This is a genomic window from Pedobacter sp., assembly GCF_965227205.1.
GTDB lineage: Bacteria > Bacteroidota > Bacteroidia > Sphingobacteriales > Sphingobacteriaceae > Pedobacter.
This window is the reverse complement of record NZ_OZ245727.1, coordinates 225,470-245,089: the sequence shown is the minus strand read 5'-3', so window position 1 is coordinate 245,089 and position 19,620 is coordinate 225,470. Positions and strand designations below refer to the sequence as shown.

The window sequence follows — 19,620 nt, the reverse complement described above, 5'->3', positions numbered from 1 at the left end:
TTGTAAAATAGTTCTTCAGCTTTATGAATATCCTTAAATTGCATTACTTTCGCTAATTATGCAGGCAAAATATATCTCATACCAAGAAACCGGTTCTTTTTCGAAACTAGTTTTAGATTATATTAATAACGATGAAGCGCTAAAAGCTTTTTATAGTTATCGCCCTGATATGGATGGCTTGAGCGAAGCAATCAACAATAGAAATTTCTTAGGCAACAGAACTACTTTAGTTGAGGTGCTAAAAAGTCAATACCAGCACCTTAATCCAAATAAATCAGTTACAAAAAACATCGAGCTTTTAGCTTTAGATAATACATTTACCGTTACTACTGGCCATCAATTAAATCTTTTTACAGGTCCGCTTTATTTCATTTATAAAATTGTAACTGCAATAAATCTTGCCATCGAATTAAAAATTGCTCATCCCGAGAAAAACTTTATTCCGGTGTACTGGATGGCAACGGAAGACCACGATTTTGATGAAATTAATCACGTTAGTGTAGACGAAAAAAACATCAGCTGGATTCAAAATACTAATGGCGCAACGGGTAGATTAAGTACCAAAACAGTAGCCGCAGCAGTTTTAGCTTATCAAGGTTATTTAGGGATTTCAAAAAACGGAAAGCGAATTGCAAAACTTGTTCAGCAGGCTTATTTACAACATGATAATTTAGCCGATGCAACAAGATATTTAGTAAATAATTTATTCGAAAAATATGGTTTAGTAATTGTAAATGCTGATGATAAGCAACTTAAAACCTTGTTTAAATCAGTCATTCAAGATGATATTATTGAGCAAAATAGTGCTAAAAACATTGATAAAAGTTCTACAGAGCTAGAAAAATTAGGCTACAAAACACAGGTTAACGGTCGCGATATAAACTTTTTCTACTTGAAGGATGACTTGCGTGAGCGTTTAGTTTTTGAAAATGGAAAATATTTGGTTAACCATACCGAAATCAGTTTTACTGAAGAAGAACTAAGGACTGAAATCGAAAACCATCCGGAAAGGTTTAGCCCCAACGTTGTAATGCGTCCGATGTATCAGGAGGTTATTTTGCCAAATATCGCTTACATTGGCGGAGGTGCAGAAGTTGCTTACTGGATGCAATTAAAAGCCAATTTCGATTATTACAAAGTAGATTTCCCGGTTTTATTACTTCGTAATTCAGCCTTATTAATAGATAAACGAAGTGCAGAAAATTTATATAATTTGGGTTTTGCACTGGAAGATATCTTTTTACCTGTTGAAGAATTGAAAAACATCTGGGTAAGAAAAAATTCTACTGCGCAGCTTATCCTGGCTGATGAAACCAGAGCTATCAATAGTATTTTCGACCAGATAAAACTGAATGCCTACAAAATAGATAAAACGCTTTCAGTTTCTACAGATACAGCCAAACAGAAAACCAATCATTTGCTTGCAAACCTTGAGAAAAAATTATTCAGAGCTGAAAAACGCAAGCACGAAACGGCCTTAATTCAAATAGAAAATGTAAAGAAAAGGCTTTTCCCAAATGGAACCATGCAGGAAAGAACTATGAACATCGCCCCAATGTATGTAAATTATGGCGAGGATTTTCTTTCTACCTGCATCGAAAATTTTGAACCGCTTGGTGGAGATTTTACCTTGTTGTTGCCTTAATAAAACTCCGTCATTGCGAGGCACGAAGCAATCTTAAAACATTATGTTTATTAGCGAGCGCTTTAGGATTGCTTCGTGCCTCGCAATGACGACAAATTGTACAAAATGAACTTCATAACCTTTACAGAAACCAAACTCAGAACTTTTACTTATAACGTATTTAAAAAAATCGGTTGCTCTGACGAACATGCTGAACTTGCCACTGATGTGTTAATACGCTCTGATTTAAGGGGAATTGATTCTCATGGTGTAGCTCGTTTAAGCGGCTATGTTCGCCTTTGGGAGAAAAAAAGAATTAATGCTACGCCAGATATTAAAATCGTACATGAAACACCGACAACAGCTACAATTGACGGCGACGCTGGTTTAGGTTTGGTTGTAGCACCCTTTGCAATGAAGGTTGCCATTGAAAAAGCTGAAAAGTATGGTAGCGGTTGGGTTTCAGTTAAAAATTCTAATCATTTTGGTATAGCGGGTTACCATGCTTTAATGGCTGTTGAAAAGGATATGATTGGAATCAGCATGACAAATGCAAGTCCCTTAGTTGCGCCAACTTATGCCAATGAGCGTTTATTAGGGACAAACCCGATGTGTTATGCTTTTCCGGCAGGGAAATATCCGCCAGTAATTGTAGATATGGCAACTGCGGCGGCTGCAAATGGAAAATTAGAAATTGCGCAAAGGGCGAATAAAGATATTCCTGATGGTTGGGTTCAGGATAAAGATGGTGTAAATTCTAACAACCCGAACGAATTAAAAAGTGGCGGTTCTCTTTTGCCATTAGGTAGCGATAAAGACCATGGCAGCCATAAAGGTTACGGTTTAAGTGCTACGGTAGATATTTTATCTGCTGTGCTTTCTGGGGCAAATTATGGCCCTTGGGTCCCTCCCTTTGTGGCGTTTTTAGAACCATCTGCAAATCCAGTTGGCGAAGGCTTAGGCCATTTTTTGGGTGCGATGCGTGTTGATGGTTTCCGCCCTGCTGAAGATTTTAAAAATCATTTAGATAATTGGATAGAAAGATTCAAAAGTGCTAAAACAGTAGATGAATCTAAAAAGGTTATTATCCCTGGAGAACCTGAACACGAATTTGAACAAGAAAGAAAAATTAGTGGTATCCCATTAATCGATGTGGTGGTTAATGATTTAAATGAACTTGCTGCAAAATTAGAAATTGCTGATTTAAGCTAAAGAAAAAGCCGTGAATCTTATAAGGGATTCACGGCTTTTTCTATTTATTGCTGATTATAGTTTTTTAGCCCACCATAACGGAGTTAATACTGCATCTGCCCCACCCAATGCTGTTACAGCTTGAGCATAGCCCTTGCCGTTCGTATTTGGCAAGCTCGATGGATATCTTAATCTCTGAGGGAAGAAATTTACGCTACTAGTCATAAAACTTGAAGTAGTTAAAGCTGGTAAATTTGGTAAATTATTTTCGATAGCCGGGTTTTCAAAGAATGGTAAACCTAAACGTCTTTGATCACTCCATGCTTCTAATGGTAACCATGGCATTTGCGCAATATATTTCTGTGTAATGATTTTGGTTAATGCATCATTCTTAACTGTTCCGCTTTTATACAAATCATTTTTTGGATAAACTATACTCGCAGTTCCTGCAACATTGGTATAACCATCAACATAATTCATGGTATAAGTTGCTGGTGGTTCTGTAACATGAGTCCAGCTAACAGATGTACCTGTTCTACTATATGATGTTGAAGTTAAATACGCAGTTGCATGAGCAGATACACCCCAATAATCGAAACTAGCTTTGATACCCGCTTCGTATGCCGCCTGACCACCCATTGGAACTGACCAACCTCTTACTGAAGCTTCCGCAAGCAAGAAATAAGTTTCCCAAGGTGCAAACCAGATACGTTGTGAAGCACTTGCCCTAAACTGATTACTCAATCTTGGTGTAGTACCTTCATATCCTAATAACTGATTTTGTGAACCTTTTGTTCCCCAATCTCCGGTAACGCCAGTATTCCAGGTATTTTTTGCTTCGATGGTTTTTATAACGGCACCTGTTCCATCTAATAAATTACGCTGAGTAATTTTAGCATCATTTGTCCATGAAGGATAAGAATTAAAATTCGGATTTGTAAAGTCGCCCGGTACAATGAAAGTTTTATATGCACGTGGGTCGATAACGTTTGGCAAACCATCTAACCAATATCCGGCAGATGGATCATTAGTTCTGCTTGTAAATTGATTGCTATATCTTACCCCAATATAATTTGCAGGTTTAATTGCGCTGGCAAAAGATGCATCTAATTGATTTTGAGATTGAATTCCACCCAAACCAATGTATATATTATTTAAAGTTGTTGATAAGAATTGAGCATTCCACTCTCTACTCATAACACCAGTTAAAGCATCCCATCCACCTTTTTCAGCTACTTTAAAAATTTGATCGGTTGTAGTGATGTACTTTGCGCCAGTTGCTGCATCTTCAAATTCAGCTTTTGCTTTTGCTGCATCAACTTCAGATAAACGCATTGCTAATCTCATTCTTAATGAATTGCCATATCTTTTCCATTTATCGTAGTTGTAACCGTATGCAGGATCTAGATTTGACAAATTGCTTGGGTTAACCACAGTTTCATCAATTTTAGAAACCGCATCTTTTAATTCTGCCAAGCAGTAATAGTAAACAGATTTTACATCGGCAAATTCAGGGTTTGAACCATTAAAAGCATTAATTGGCACTGGCCCGAAGTTATCAGACATTTCACTAACTAGATAAGCTCTCCAGATACGACCAATTTGCACAAGGTTTCTTGTATAAACTTTAATGTTATTATCTGCAATTTGCTTCTCACCGATTTGAATACCAGTATTTGCGGAATTTAACCAATCTGCAACCTGATTGTAATAAGCGATAGTCCATCCATCATTATATGTACCAGATGATAAACCACCATTTCTGTGCTGATGGGCAGCTGTTTTCCAATATAATATAAATGAACGCTCTGCTACATCAGGATTCATTTGAGCTTGTATAATTGAATTATTTAGAAAATATTCTACCTGAACTTGATCTGCTGTTGCTGCCGTTGGACTAACATTAACATCATCAAATTTCTTGCATGATGAGACCGCAATTGCAGCCGCGATTAGCAAAGTTGAATTTTTGAATATATTTTTCATTTTATTATTTTTTATCGATTAGAAACCTAGAGATAAGTTAAAGAAATAAGATCTCGTTGTTGGAGGACTGCTGTTTTCAAATCCTACGGCATTTGTACCAGTAGCAAAAACCGATTCAGGATCAATACCATTCATATGGCTTTTAATCATCCAGGCATTGTTTACAGATACACCAATCTTAGCTCTTTGAATAGGTGTTTTAGAAAGGAACTTAACTGGCAAATCGTAACTTAAATTTACAGTTCTTAATCTAATATTACTAGCATCATATAAGTTTGCTTCAGTAATACCAATATTTCCGTTTGCAGCAACTGCTTGCCAATATAATTGTGGCGATACCCCTTTCGTATTTTTCTCATAAGCATTTGTTGCAGTATTTAAGTAAACACCATCAGTTACAATATTTGCACGCTCACCATTAACAACTGTTACTGCTGCAGTACCATTAGCTTGCATTAAAGCATTTGATGCTGAGAAAATCTGACCACCAAAACGAGCATCAACCTGGAATGATAAGCTTAAGCTTTTGTAAGCAAACGTATTGGTAATACCCAATAAACCTGTTGCTCCTTGGTTACCTAATTTCACAGGGTTAGAATCTTTCAATGGTATACCATTTGCATCTACAATGATTTGACCGTTAAAAGGACTTGAAGGATTATTTACTCTTTGAAAACGGCTACCATAAATTTCGCCATAACGCTCTCCGGTTACTGCACGAATACTAACATCATCATAACCACCTAAATTATATTGGGTAATAGTATTATAAATATCTTCAACTGTGTTGATATTTCTAGAATAATTTACGCTTAAATTCCAATTAAATTTATTCGGGTTATTTAATATTCTGGCATCAGCGGTAATTTCGAAGCCTTTGTTTTGTAAATCTCCAGCGTTAATTTTCATCGAATTATAACCACTTAATGGATCAAGTGGCAAATTGATTAACTGATTCGTAGCATTTGATTTATAATAAGTTGCATCTATACCAAAACGACTTTTGAAAAAGCGAATTTCAGTACCAACCTCAAATGATTTGATGAATTCATTTCTAACATCAGGATTGTACAATACACCATTTTTACCGGCAGTAGTATTTCCGTTTGGATCTTTACCTAATGTATAAGTATTGAATAACTGATACGGCTCCATATCATTACCAACCTCAGCATAAGAAGCTCTTAATTTTGCATAGCTTAACCAGCTAGGTAATGAACTTCCATTTTTAGTAATCATATCTGTAATTACATAAGATAAACTTACCGATGGATAGAAAAATGAACGGTTTTCCTTGCTAAGAGTAGATGTCCAGTCATTTCTAAATGTTGCATCTAAAAACAAATAATCATCGTAATTTAATTGTGCAGAACCAAAAACAGAATTAATTCTTTTTTTGCTGAAACCCTGATCAACAACGGCAGCACTCATACCATTATTTAGTGAAAAGAAATCAGGTACATTTAATTCTCCAACACCGCCAGATAATGAAGAGAAATCTCTTGCCATTAAGTTAGCACCAATCATTGCAGCACCACCAAATTTACCAAACAAATTATCTTTTCTGGCATTTAGCATACCACTATAGTTTGTTTCGGTAAAGTTCTGTTTCCCTGTTCCGTAACTACCATTTGTTGGGCTTGGGCTTCCTGAGAAGGTTTTGTTTTCTGTTGTAACACTATACATATCGGCACCAGCTCTTACTTCTGCATTTAACCAATCTGTAAAATTATATTTAATGGCGCCATTTAGAATATATCTGTCACGAACATCATTGTTTGTATTATACATGTTATTCCAGTAAGGATTTTTTTGATTACCACCACCGTACCATAACATTTTACGATATTGATCTGTTGCCGCAGAAAACTGAGTAACATCTAAAGATCTTGGAAGATTGTAGATTGTCCAGAAAGTATTTTCACCTCTGGTACCAGAAACTGGTCTGTTTACGGCATCAGAATTACTATATTGAATTTTTGTATCAACTGCCCATCTATCATCCTTTCCAAATTTAGTATTCGCTTTTGCCATTAAATTTGTTCTGGTTAACTTAACACCAGGAATCATGCTTTTATCATCCATTCTGTTAAATGATGTATAAACAGATGTATTTTTGTATTGCTGTTGAAAAGCTACACTATTATTAAGAGAAACACCTGTTCTGAAGAAATTATCTACGTTATCATAAGCAGCTAACTGAACTTGTCTTCCATCCCAGTTTTTAACGGTTTGTCCACCAATTTTTGGTCCCCAGCTTAAGTTTGAACGCTCATCGTAAATTCCATTAAGTCCTTGTCCAAAGTCATTTTGCATTTCAGGATTCATGAAAATATTTTCGATACCTGTAGTAGAGTTAACAGAAATACCCAAACCTTTTTGCGTACGCCCAGATTTTGTATTAATTAAAATTACACCATTACCAGCTCTTGAACCATAAAGTGCAGCCGCAGCACCCCCCTTTAAAACTGAAATCGATTCAATATCCTGAGCATTGATATCTGAAATACCATTACCCATATCCAAAGATGGATTCCAAAAATCGTTGTTATTTGCACCAGTAAAGTTCTCTACAGGTACACCATCTACCACCAATAAAGGCTGGTTGTTACCAGTTAGCGAGTTATATCCACGTAAAACGATTTTAGATGAACCACCAGGACCATTACTTGATCTGGTTACCTGTAAACCAGCAACTTTACCAGTTAAGGCATTTGCCAGGTTCGGTTCTCTTGCCTCAACTAAAGTTTCGCCTTTTACTTCCTGAACAGCATAACCCAAAGATTTACGTTCTCTTTTTATACCAAGTGCTGTTACAACTACCTCATTAAGATCGTTATTTGCAGCAGTTAAACTTACTGTAATATTGCTTGATGAGCCTACAACAACTTCTTTCGATGTATAACCTAAGTAGCTAAAGATTAAAGTATTCCCAACATTTGCTGAGATTGAAAACTTTCCGCTATTGTCTGTTTGTGTAGCCTTCGTTGTGCCTTTAACGGTTACGCTAACACCCGGTATAGGTTCGGATGCATCCGTTACCGTTCCCGTAATTGTTTTTTGTGCAAAGGCTGCCGTTGTAAAAAGCGTTAACAACAACATACTTAAGCACTTTAAGTACATTTTTTTCATAATTTTTGTTTAGTTAAGTTGATTTGTTGAATTAGATTTAAGGATAGTTTGTTTTTGATTTAACCATACATTTTTAATTATATTAATCGATTTGAGAATTTTCTACTACTAAACTTGCTGCAGCAAATAGCTCAGCTTCATCAGTTAAGGTTGATAGTTTTATTGTTGTTTGTTCGGAAATACGCGGAATACAAAACTCATTTATTGCTTGCTGAACCGAAGGAAGTAGCATTTTACCTGCTTTAGCTCCTCTTCCACTTAAAACAATGCATTCAGGATTTAAAATATGAATCAATGTTGCTAAGCCTTTCCCCAATTGAAAACCGGCTTTAGAAAGAATAGAAATCGCTAATGGATCTTGAGCATTTACAGCATCTAAAAAATGATCTCGTGGATGTTTACTTTTATCTTTAAACAGCTCGCTCATGCTGGATACTATACCTTCCGATAATGCCTTCTCTGCCTTTTCGGCCATCACCAATAAAGACGTATCGACTTCCAGACAACCTCTTTTACCACAAGAGCATAAATTATTACTATCAGATAAGGGAATATGACTAAACTCTCCGGCATAACCACTGCTTCCCCGGTAAAGCTGACCATTTAAAATCATTCCAAGTCCTGTTCCCCAACCAATATTTACCACCATAACGTTTTTCAAATCAACTGCTTCGCCGAAATTTAGTTCTGCCAAGGCAATCAAACTCGAATCGTTATCAATCTGAACAGGAAGTTTTATATTCTTACTTATATAATCTCTAAGTGTTAAACCATTTTTAACGGGTAAGTAAGAGCGGTTGACACCCAGTTCAGCATTAACAAAACCAGGCATACCAATACCAACTCCAATAATATGTTTTATGTTGATGTGTGAATCCTGAATGCTTTTGGTGATAAAATTTACCAGTATATCTACATCTGCGCTTTCATCAGACATATTAAACTCCAGGTATTGCATCGGAATCACCATCCTTTTCGATAAATCATATATTACCAGTCTGGTAATTAATTGATCCATCGCAACTGCAACAATAAATTTTTTGTTATCTGGATTCAGTAAGTAAATTGATGCTCTCCTTCCACCGGTAGATGGCGCTAAACCTTGTTCTATTATAAAGCCTTCGCTAATTAAATTATTTACAATAGAAGTAACCAATGGCAAGCTTTTATTGGTAAGCTTACTCAAATCGGTTAAAGACAATGCATTTTTATAATAAAGACATTTGATGATATCTGCACGTAAGCGCTGATTCTTCTCAATTATAATCGACATTTTTATTTGGTTTTAAACAAACTTAATAAAAAATTTTAAAACATAATAAAACTTATTAATTTTTTTTAAAAGTATTTCGCAAAACAAAAAAAGGCTTAAATCTCTTTAAGCCTTTTTTTGTTTTGTATTTAAGTTGAAACCTTACTTAATGCCCCGCAATAATCTACTCCAACGTATCTTGCTAAAGAAACTACCATCACTATCCCAACTCATCCAGATAAATAAAGCTTTACCTACAACATGGTCTTTAGGAACAAATCCCCAATAACGAGAATCTGCAGAATTGTGTCTGTTATCTCCCATCATCCAATAATAATTCATTTTAAAAGTATAAGATGTTGCAGGTTTATCGTTGATATACCAAACTCCGGCCTTCTCTTCAATTTATTACCTTCGTAAGTTCTAATTGCCCTGTAATATAAAGGCATCGTATTACTATCGATTTGAACTGTCCAACCCTTTGCAGGAATTTTTATCGGACCGAAATTATCTCTATTCCAAACGCGTTTTGGATCATGTGGAAAAGTACCTCCAGGTTCGATATCTGCCGATGTTGCAGCAGTCATATTTACCGATTTCACGAAATCAAATGCTCTGATTTTCTCTGCTAATTCTGGAGATAATTCACCAACGTAAGTATTGTTACCAATCAGTTGCATATCACCAAGTTTCACCTTTAAATCATCGAAAACACCGAAGTTAAAATCCATTGTCTTAAACTCGATTTTATATGGCATCATTCCAGTATTTACAAGTGGTTCATCTTTACCATTGATATTTGCAACACCATTTTTCATGCTGATAACATCACCAGCAATACCAATACACCTTTTAATAATATTTTCACGCTTATCAATCGGTCTGCTGGTAATTGTATATTGGCTATGAACAGCTTCACGACCGTTTTGTCTTACCAAATCATAATAACTTGGTTCCTGATTTTCTAATGCTACAGTATCTCCAACGGGTAAATTGAAAACGACGATATCATTTCTTTTTATTTCAGATAATCCCGGTAAACGGCGGTACTTCCACTGAACGCCGTCCCAATATGCTTTAGTTCCAGTTAGTGGCATGGTATGGTGCGCAAATGGGAAGGCAACTGGAGTTATTGGAATTCTGGCACCATAATTAATTTTACTTACAAAAAGAAAATCCCCAATTAATAGAGACCGCTCCATTGAGCCTGAGGGAATGGTATAAGCCTCAATAAAGAAAACCCTGATTATTGTTGCGGCTACAACGGCAAAAACAACAGCATCAATCCATTCACGGGTTTTTGTTTTTTTCTTTTTATCTAAGGCCGATTTCTTTTGCCAGAATTTCCAGTTCATAGTAAAAATTAGTTTAGTTTAAAAGCGCTAATGCAATAGTGATTTTTAGATAAACTTTTTTAGCCTTTGTTACAGTGGTGATTTCGTATAAATAAAAAACGACAAATAAAAAAAGCGGAAGTGTTAACCTTCCGCTTTCGATATTTTAATTGACTGCTAATGAATCCCTCGCAATAATCTATTCCAACGTATCTTGCTAAAGAAACTACCATCACTATCCCAACTCATCCAGATAAATAATGCTTTACCTACAACATGGTCTTCAGGTACAAATCCCCAATAACGAGAATCTGCAGAATTGTGTCTGTTATCTCCCATCATCCAATAATAGTTCATTTTAAAAGTATAAGATGTTGCAGGTTTATCGTTGATATACCAAACTCCAGCCTTCTCTTCAACTTTATTACCTTCGTAAGTTCTAATTGCCCTGTAATATAAAGGCATTGTATTACTATCGATTTGAACTGTCCAACCCTTTGCAGGAATTTTTATCGGACCGAAATTATCTCTATTCCAAACACGTTTTGGATCATGTGGAAAAGTACCTCCGGGCTCAATATCTGACGAAGTTGCAGCAGTCATATTTACCGATTTCACGAAATCAAATGCTCTGATTTTCTCTGCTAATTCTGGAGATAATTCGCCAACGTAAGTATTGTTACCAATCAGTTGCATTTCACCAAGTTTCACCTTTAAATCATCGAAAACACCATAGTTAAAATCCATTGTTTTAAATTCGATTTTATATGGCATCATTCCGGTATTAATTAACGGTTCATCTTTACCATTAATGTTTGCAACACCATTTTTCATGCTTATAACATCGCCAGCAATACCTATGCAGCGTTTTATAAAATTTTCACGTTTATCTACAGGGCGACTAACAATTGTATATTGGCTGTGAATTGCTTCACGACCGCTTTGTCTTACCAAATCATAATAACTTGGCACCTGATTTTCAAGCGCAACAGTATCTCCTTCCGGGAAGTTAAAAACAACGACATCATTTCTTTTAATATCAGATAAACCTGGTAAACGACGATATTTCCATTGAACTCCATCCCAATAAGCTTTAGTTCCTGTAATTGGCATAGTATGATGCGCAAAGGGAAAAGCAACTGGTGTCATCGGAACACGGGCACCATAATTTACTTTACTTACAAAAAGAAAATCACCAATTAATAAAGAGCGCTCCATTGAACCTGAAGGAATGGTATAGGCCTCAATAAAGAAAACCCTTATTATAGTTGCAGCAACAACAGCAAAAACAATTGCGTCTACCCATTCGCGAGTTTTTGTTTTTTTCTTTTTGTTGGCATCCTTTTTTTTCTGCCAGAATTTATAATTCATATATTTTGTTTAGTTGTTAACGATTTAAAGTTTAAACCGGCTAACCATTATCTGCTATATTAATTTAAGCTTATTCAAAAATATCAGTAATGCTGAAAAATCCTTTTTTATCTTTCAACCACTCTGCAGCTACAACTGCGCCTAATGCAAAACCTGCTCTGCTGTGTGCAGTATGCTTAATTTCGATATCATCAACCTCACTACTATAAATCACTGTATGCGTACCGGGTATGTTTTCGATTCTATGTGATTCGATAAGCAATTGCTCTCCTTTTGGGAAAGCCTCTACGTTAGTACCTACAACCTCGTTTAACCATTCCGATTTTCGCTCCAGGTTGTCTACAATACCTTCAGCTAAAGTTATTGCCGTTCCGCTAGGCGCATCAAGCTTTTGAGTATGGTGAATTTCTTCTACCTGTACTTCGTAAGCAGGGTAATTGTTCATCAACTTGGCCAAAGTTTGATTTAATTTGAAGAATAAATTAACGCCAATACTGAAATTAGACCCATAAAGTAAAGTATTGTTACTGGAATTACATTCATTTTTAACTTCCTGAAGTTTGCCATACCAACCAGTTGTACCAACAACCACCGGAACGTTAGCGTCAAAGCAAACATCAATATTTTGCAAAACAGAATCAGGTGTACTAAAATCTATGGCAACATCTGCCGATTTTAAGTTTTGGCGAGTTAATTCTTCCTGATTATCGATAGATATTTTTAAAACGATTTCGTGGCCACGTTCTAGTGCAAATTTTTCTATAATCTGCCCCATTTTGCCATATCCTAAAAGCGCAATTTTCATTGGTAATATATTTAGTTTAGGTGATTTAGTCTGTTAAAATCTTAATGAAAGTTTCAATGCTGGAGCGTGATTAAAGCCATACATAAAATCGGGATTATTTATTATAGCAGGACTCAAATTAAACGAAAGTTTATCATCAACATCGAAAAAATTTAACCGTGCTGCAACATACGCATCTATAATCTGAGCTGCATAAACAGCAAAGTAGGAAAAAATTACAATCTGGCTGTTTCTTTTATAAATTGCCTGAGCATCTAACACATTCGTATTGCCATACCTTTTCAAATCTTCATTTTGCTGTTTACCGGGATTGGCTGCTCTAAATTGAGCCTCTGTTAAAAAAATTTTGTAATTCTTACGGCTTTCTATGTAAGATAAAGTTAGCGCACCAAAACCACCATAAATTAAACCAACCTTACCTAAGGTATAAGTTCTTTGCCAGAAGTGACCTGTTTTTTCACCTTTAGCATTCAACTTATCATTAAGAAGTTGGTTATTGTACAATTGTCCCCAGCCAGGAATTAACATCGATCTGAATACAGCTTTCCTACCCGCTACTTTTCCTGGATTTATATATTTAACTGTATCTGTCTTTTTTCGGGCAGTATCCATGGGTACAGCCTTAATGAGTGCAGTTTTTATAGTATCGGTTGGTTTTAATAAGGTATCCTGTACCTGAGCCGAAGCCAGATTTGCAATAAAAACAAATACCAGAGATAGCGTTATTAAAATCCTGTTATTTAGCATTACCAATCTAATAATTCTAAAATTCTGTTTAAGTCTTCATCACTTACAAAAGGAATTTCAATTGCACCTTTACCGTTTTGAGTAACTTTTAATTTTACACGGGTTGCAAATTTAGATGCTAAATCATCCTGCAATTTTTGATATTGAAAAGAAACAGCTTTCTCTTTAGGTTTCTCTGAAGTTTTAAGTGGTGCATGTTGAAGATTGCGAACCAACTCTTCTACTTTACGTACAGATAATCCTTTTTCTAAAATTTCCTGATGAATGAATAATTGCTTATCAACACCATCAACATTAATTAAAGCTCTTGCATGCCCCATTGTAATGCGTTGGTCGCGAATAGAAGCCTGAATTGCAGGAGGTAATTTTAATAAACGTAGGTAATTGGTAACTGTGGTACGGTTTTTACCAACACGTTCGCCTAATTGTTCTTGCTTTAAACCAACCTCATCAATCATTCTTTGAAAGCTTAAAGCAACTTCAATTGCATTTAAATTTTCTCTTTGAATGTTTTCTATAAGTGCCATTTCCAACATTTGTTGGTCGTTTGCACTACGAATATAAGCCGGAATTTGAGTTAACCCAGCTAATTTAGAAGCCCTGAATCTTCGCTCACCTGAAATTAATTGGTATTTGTTTGCCCCAATTTTTCTAACCGTAATTGGTTGTATTAAACCTTGAACTTTAATCGAATCAGAAAGTTCATTTAATGCAACCTGATCAAACTCTGTACGTGGTTGGTAAGGATTGGTTTCAACCTCATTTAAACTTACATGACTGATGTTACCAATCTGCTCCGTTTCGCTAACCGCATTTACCTGCTGTTTCGGTGGATGCGCAGATTCGCTGTCATCTAAAAGCGCACTTAATCCTCTGCCTAAACCTGTTTTTCGCTGAAAAGATGTCATGTATATTTTATAAAGTTGCCGTTCCTATATTTTCTTCTTCCTTTAACAAGCCGTTTTTCTTTACAATTTCACGGGCAAGGTTAAGGTAATTTATTGCGCCTTTGCAGTTTGCATCATGCATAATAACAGAAACACCATAACTTGGTGCTTCACTTAAACGGGTGTTACGCTGAATAATCGTTTCGAAAACCAATTCGTTGAAATGCGTTTTAACCTCTTCAACAACCTGGTTAGATAGGCGCAAACGTACATCGTACATCGTTAACAAAATACCCTCAATCTCTAGCTCAGGATTTAAACGATTTTGTACAATTTTGATGGTGTTTAACAATTTACCCAAACCTTCTAATGCAAAATATTCGCACTGAACGGGAATAATTACAGAATCGGCAGCGGTTAAAGCATTAATTGTAATTAAACCTAACGATGGAGAACAATCGATAATAATGAAATCATATTGATCTTTAATTTTCTCCAAAACCGCTTTCATTTTGTACTCACGGTTGTTAAGGTTTATCATCTCAATTTCTGCACCTACTAAATCAATATGAGCAGGAAGTAAATCTAAATTTGGTGTATCAGTTTTCTGAATTGCCTGTGCCGGGTCAATATCATTGATGATACACTCATAAATACTATCTTTTATATTTCGGGGATCAAAGCCGATACCTGAAGTTGAATTTGCCTGAGGATCAGCATCAACCAACAAGGTTTTATATTCTAACACGGCTAAACTTGCCGCCAGGTTAATAGATGAAGTTGTTTTACCAACACCACCCTTCTGATTTGCCAATGCAATTATTTTGCTCATCTATATATCCGAAATTTACTTTACGTTTACGTTAGGCGCTTATATTTGTTGCCTTTTAATCGGTAAAAAGTTCTATTTTTGCGTTGTTTACGCCCTTTTTCTCAATCAGCTAAGATACAAACTATATGGCAATTTTAGCAATAACACCATTTGGGTTTTAAACATCTTATTAACAATTTACCCCATGATAACAATAATAGCGGCAACAAACAGACCCAATAGCAATACGCTAAAAGTTGCCAAATATTACCAGTCAGAACTTTTAAATAAAGGCTTAGCTGCTAACATCTTCAGCTTGGAGCACTTACCTGCTGATGTTTTGAATACCGATATGTATGGTAAAAGATCCGTTGAGTTTCAGGAAATACAGAATTTAATCTCCAATACCGAAAAATTCATATTTGTAATGCCAGAGTATAATGGAAGTTATCCGGGTGTTTTAAAGGTTTTAATAGATGCAAGCAATTTCCCGGATAGTTTCTACGATAAAAAAGCAGCTTTGGTCGGAATATCTTCAGGTAAATATGGCAACATTCGTGGTGTAGAGCATTTTACAGGTGTTTGCCACTATGTACATTTAAATATTTTGCCGCTCCGTTTGCACATTCCAAACATCAAAACCGAACTTGATGCCGATGGAAATTTAATAAAAGAGGATACGGTTAAGTTTGTAAATGAACAGATAGATAAGTTTATTAAATTTTAAATTATCAATCCTTAAAAATCAATCATTCTTTCATTCAGTCATTCTCTCATTCAAAATTCAATAATTGATTTGAAAAGCAAAGCCTGCATTTTATTTTATTGTTAGTCCCGTTTTTTGCTTGTACGCTTCGCTGCGTCGTGCCTCCTTGCTGCAGGGTACCGCTTCAACCGGGTTTAAGAACTCAATTTTCTGCATAAAACTGGATACTTCAAAAGCTTCGGTTTATGAAGATACAGAGCACAATGTTTAGCCGTGGTCTGTGTCTCCACAGACCATTATCAAAACACTGTCTTTAGTAAAATAAAGCCGGTAGAAGCGAGCATCCCGAATTTCTCGGGATAAAGCGAATAACGGGGCTTTCGGAACCGATAAACACCGGAGCTTGCTTTTCAAAAAAATATTTCGGCTCCTAATGAAACAGATTGTAAGAGTCCTTCGACAAGCTCAGGAAGACATAGAATATTATTGTTATCTATTTCTCTAACGCATACACGGCAAAGGACGCTAACCAATGGTCGCCGCCGTAATTACCTGCAAAAACCAAAGGCAAAGCATTCGCCAAAAACTTATCGGCCGTTTGTTCAAAACGAAGTTTTAACTTATGTCCTTTCGGCAGTTCTTTAGCGATACCCTTCATACACCAAGCCCTGGTAAAAGATAAACCGACTAAATGCACACCTTGGTAATCGTTAATATCGCTAATTATTGGCAAATCGCTTATTCGTTTCAAACTGCGCTCTTCGTAAAATTTATTCAGCCAATTAACAAATTGTGCCTTTGGCAAAACCCCACGCATTAAATCGGCAATTTCTAAACTTGGCGAAAAGAAATCCGAACCATCAGGTTCTAAATATGCAGGAGTGGCAGCATTGTCTAAATAAAAAGCTTTTGCTTTATCATTAATTTGTTTTTCGAAGGAAACATCTTTAAAGGTTTTTGCCCAATCTAATGCGAAAACCAAACCGAATGCAGTATTTGGATGTACTCCAGTTCTATTTGGATAAGTTTGCTTTGGCAAATAAGCTTTCCAAAGTGTTAAAATTTGTTTGGTTAAAGGTTGTAGTGCCGCATACCATTTTTTAGCATCAGGATTGTCCCATGTATATAATTCCTGATCTAATTTTAACAGCCAAGCCCAACCGTAAGTACGCTCGTAAGTATTGGCAACCTGATATTTGGTAAAATATTCGGCTTCGGCTTTCATTTTTTCGGGGGTGAAAGTTTTATCTAACAAAGCGGTTATCTCTGCTTTATTTTTCAAACCAGAAACCGTTTTTAAAAGCCTTACCAACATCCAATGCCCGTGTACCGAACTGTGCCAATCTAAACAACCGTAAAACGCAGGATGTAATTCGCTCGGCAGTAATCTACCATCAACAGCTGTATTAGCAACATGGGAAGTTTTATTGGGAAACTCTTGCCCGATACAATTTAATGGCATTTTTGAAAGCTTTTCAGCAACTTCAGCAGTTAAGGTTGGCACTTTTTGAGCTTTTGCCAAAAAAAAAGAAAATACAAGCAAGCTGATAATGGCAAATTTCCTCATGGTTAATCGAGTTTTATAATTTTAGTTTATTTCTTATCCTTCTCATCATCCACCTCACACCTTCCATCTTTTTTACGCTCCAAATCTAATCCATTTATCGCCTTCATGGCCGAAAATGAAAGAACCTGGATGTATCATTTCTGCCAAATCTTCGATTAAAGAAACTGCATTTTCGGCGGTTCTTAATCTGTTCACATCATCGTTTAATAATATAATCCGGTTATTTTTAACAGCTGGCCACTCTGAATTTAAGGCTGATGGAATTTCCCTCATTAAATCGGTTAAGGTTTTACCGGGCTGATAATAAATAATAAATGCTGCACTAAAAATATCTGTTTCAAACATTCCACCTGCCTGAGCAATTTCCTCGGCTAAAAAATAGCTTGGTGTATTGCTTACATCAAGGCAAGCCACAGGCATTTTATCCATAAACTTAATCTTGTGTTCTACAATATCTAAACGTTCTTGTAAATCCTCTTGTTGGGTCATTTCCAGACCAATAAATAAATCGTTTAAAAAAGACATCTGCATTAAATTTATTAATTTGTGCAAAAATAACAATCCTTAATTCATGCAGGACTCATTTAAGTATATATTTTGTTTTTTTTGCGCCATTACATTAATTTCTTGCAAGGAAAAGTTAGATAACACTGATAAAAAAGTATTTAATATTAATCTCGATCAAGGTTTAACTTCTCTCGATCCTGCATTTGCCCGCAACCAGAATGCTATTTGGATGACTAACCAGGTTTTTAATGGATTGGTTCAAATTGATTCTGCATTACAAACGATGCCATGCATTGCCAAAAGCTGGCAAATTTCTGATGATGCGCTAACTTATACTTTTAACCTTCGCAACGATGTTTATTTTCATGATGATCCAGCCTTTAAAAATGGAAAAGGAAGAAAAGTTGTAGCAAATGATTTTGCATATAGTTTTTACCGATTAATTGATCCGAAAATTGCTTCATCTGGTGGCTGGATTTTTAGTGATAAGGTTAAAGACCAAAATAACTTTGTTGCGGTTAATGATTCAACTTTTCAAATTAAACTTGTTCGTCCGTTCCCGCCATTTATGAGTTTGTTAACTTCTCAATATTGCTCTGTTGTACCTAAAGAAGTTGTTGAGCATTATGGAAAAGATTTCAGAAGTCACCCTGTAGGAACCGGACCATTTAAATTCAAATACTGGAAAGAAGGCGAAATTTTGGTGCTTTTGAAAAACGAGCATTATTGGGAAAAAGACTCGAAAGGAAACGCTTTACCCTATTTAGATGCACTTAAAGCATCGTTTATCAGCGATAAACAAAGCGGATTTATGAGTTTTTTGAAGAAGGATTTAGATTTTTATTATAGTGTTGATGGAAGCTATCGCGATGATATTTTAACGAAAAGCGGAAAAATGACATCAAAATATAAAGGCAAATTTCAACTTACAAAAAGCCCATATTTATGTACAGAATATGTTGGAATATTGGTTGACTCGAGTTTATCTATCGTTAAAAATTCTCCTTTAAAACTAAAAAAAGTTAGACAGGCCATTAACTATTCAATCGACCGAGAAAAACTCATAAAGTACTTGAGAAATGGAATTGGCATTCCGGCAACATCAGGTTTTATTCCGAAAGGAATGCCTGGATTTGATAGCGCTAAAGTTCATGGTTATAAATACACTCCCAAATTAGCCGCAAAATTATTAGCCGAAGCAGGTTATCCAGAAGGAAAAGGCTTAGGAGAAATTACACTCAATACAACTACAACTTATAAAGATTTGATTGAATTTATTCAAAGTGAACTTTCTGCCATTGGTATCAGAACAAAAATTGATGTGAGCCCAAGTACAAGTTTAAGGGATTTGATTTCCAAAAATCATGTTAACTTTTTCCGTGGAAGCTGGATTGCAGATTATGCTGATGGCGAAAACTATCTTTCTATGTTTTATTCAAAGAACAAAGTTCCTTTCGGACCAAATTACACCGCGTTTTATAATAAAGAATTTGATAAACTTTTTGAGCAAAGTTATTATGAACCTGATAACAATAAACGTTACGAGCTGTATAGAAAAATGGATCAGATGGTAATGGATTACTCGCCTGTCGTACCTGTTTTTTACGATCAATCTGTTGTAATGCTGCAAAACAACGTAAGTGGATACCAATTGAATCCACTCAGTTTAATGATTCTTAAAAATGTGCGAAAGAAATAAT

General features: G+C 35.7%; 14 protein-coding genes and 1 pseudogene. 4 read left to right on the top strand and 11 right to left on the bottom strand.

The window, feature by feature from the left end:
• Window positions 1-58: 58 nt before the first annotated feature.
• Together bshC and ACO05K_RS00915 are read left to right on the top strand one after the other, a co-directional pair.
• Window positions 59-1,645 (top strand): bacillithiol biosynthesis cysteine-adding enzyme BshC, encoded by a 1,587-nt coding sequence (gene bshC / locus ACO05K_RS00920; RefSeq protein WP_421942592.1) that lies wholly within the window; start codon window positions 59-61, stop codon window positions 1,643-1,645.
• A gap of 105 nt (window positions 1,646-1,750) precedes the next feature.
• Complete coding sequence (locus ACO05K_RS00915) at window positions 1,751-2,836, top strand: Ldh family oxidoreductase (protein ID WP_421942591.1); 1,086 nt, start codon at window positions 1,751-1,753, stop codon at window positions 2,834-2,836.
• A gap of 54 nt (window positions 2,837-2,890) precedes the next feature.
• Here the strand turns inward: ACO05K_RS00915 and ACO05K_RS00910 are convergent, their stop codons facing one another.
• The 9 genes and pseudogenes from ACO05K_RS00910 to ACO05K_RS00870 form a co-directional block, all read right to left on the bottom strand.
• Window positions 2,891-4,801: a SusD/RagB family nutrient-binding outer membrane lipoprotein gene (locus tag ACO05K_RS00910; protein ID WP_421942590.1), complete on the bottom strand. Its 1,911-nt coding sequence runs from the start codon at window positions 4,799-4,801 to the stop codon at window positions 2,891-2,893.
• A gap of 18 nt (window positions 4,802-4,819) precedes the next feature.
• The gene (locus ACO05K_RS00905) at window positions 4,820-7,933 is read right to left on the bottom strand and encodes a SusC/RagA family TonB-linked outer membrane protein (RefSeq protein ID WP_421942589.1); all 3,114 of its coding nucleotides are present in this window, start codon (window positions 7,931-7,933) and stop codon (window positions 4,820-4,822) included.
• Window positions 7,934-8,015: 82 nt separating this feature from the next.
• On the bottom strand, window positions 8,016-9,206 hold the full coding sequence (locus tag ACO05K_RS00900; protein ID WP_421942588.1) for an ROK family transcriptional regulator: 1,191 nt from the start codon (window positions 9,204-9,206) through the stop codon (window positions 8,016-8,018).
• A gap of 141 nt (window positions 9,207-9,347) precedes the next feature.
• Window positions 9,348-10,540, bottom strand: a pseudogene (gene lepB / locus ACO05K_RS00895) (signal peptidase I).
• Window positions 10,541-10,696: 156 nt separating this feature from the next.
• Entirely contained in the window at window positions 10,697-11,890 is a 1,194-nt protein-coding gene (gene lepB / locus ACO05K_RS00890; RefSeq protein WP_421942587.1) for a signal peptidase I, read from the bottom strand.
• 70 nt (window positions 11,891-11,960) lie between these two features.
• Window positions 11,961-12,695, bottom strand: a complete 735-nt coding sequence (gene dapB, locus ACO05K_RS00885; RefSeq protein WP_421942586.1) for a 4-hydroxy-tetrahydrodipicolinate reductase — start codon at window positions 12,693-12,695, stop codon at window positions 11,961-11,963.
• A gap of 33 nt (window positions 12,696-12,728) precedes the next feature.
• Window positions 12,729-13,442, bottom strand: coding sequence for a DUF5683 domain-containing protein (locus ACO05K_RS00880; protein WP_421942585.1), 714 nt, complete (start codon window positions 13,440-13,442; stop codon window positions 12,729-12,731).
• Window positions 13,442-14,350, bottom strand: coding sequence for a ParB/RepB/Spo0J family partition protein (locus ACO05K_RS00875; protein ID WP_421942584.1), 909 nt, complete (start codon window positions 14,348-14,350; stop codon window positions 13,442-13,444). The genes ACO05K_RS00880 and ACO05K_RS00875 overlap by 1 nt, the downstream gene beginning before the upstream one ends.
• A gap of 7 nt (window positions 14,351-14,357) precedes the next feature.
• Window positions 14,358-15,161 carry a ParA family protein gene (locus tag ACO05K_RS00870; RefSeq protein WP_421942583.1) on the bottom strand — a complete coding sequence of 268 codons (804 nt, stop codon included), beginning with the start codon at window positions 15,159-15,161 and terminating at the stop codon, window positions 14,358-14,360.
• 184 nt (window positions 15,162-15,345) lie between these two features.
• Here ACO05K_RS00870 and ACO05K_RS00865 point away from each other — a divergent pair, with 184 nt between their 5' ends.
• Window positions 15,346-15,867, top strand: a complete 522-nt coding sequence (locus ACO05K_RS00865; protein ID WP_421942582.1) for an NADPH-dependent FMN reductase — start codon at window positions 15,346-15,348, stop codon at window positions 15,865-15,867.
• Window positions 15,868-16,339: 472 nt separating this feature from the next.
• Here ACO05K_RS00865 and ACO05K_RS00860 read toward each other — a convergent pair whose 3' ends face one another.
• On the bottom strand, window positions 16,340-17,413 hold the full coding sequence (locus ACO05K_RS00860; RefSeq protein ID WP_421942581.1) for a DUF2891 domain-containing protein: 1,074 nt from the start codon (window positions 17,411-17,413) through the stop codon (window positions 16,340-16,342).
• A gap of 72 nt (window positions 17,414-17,485) precedes the next feature.
• The gene (locus tag ACO05K_RS00855; protein ID WP_421942580.1) at window positions 17,486-17,938 is read right to left on the bottom strand and encodes a hypothetical protein; all 453 of its coding nucleotides are present in this window, start codon (window positions 17,936-17,938) and stop codon (window positions 17,486-17,488) included.
• Window positions 17,939-17,984: 46 nt separating this feature from the next.
• On the opposite strand from ACO05K_RS00855, the gene ACO05K_RS00850 reads away from it, so the two are divergent.
• The gene (locus tag ACO05K_RS00850) at window positions 17,985-19,619 is read left to right on the top strand and encodes an ABC transporter substrate-binding protein (RefSeq protein WP_421942579.1); all 1,635 of its coding nucleotides are present in this window, start codon (window positions 17,985-17,987) and stop codon (window positions 19,617-19,619) included.
• Window position 19,620: the final 1 nt, after the last annotated feature.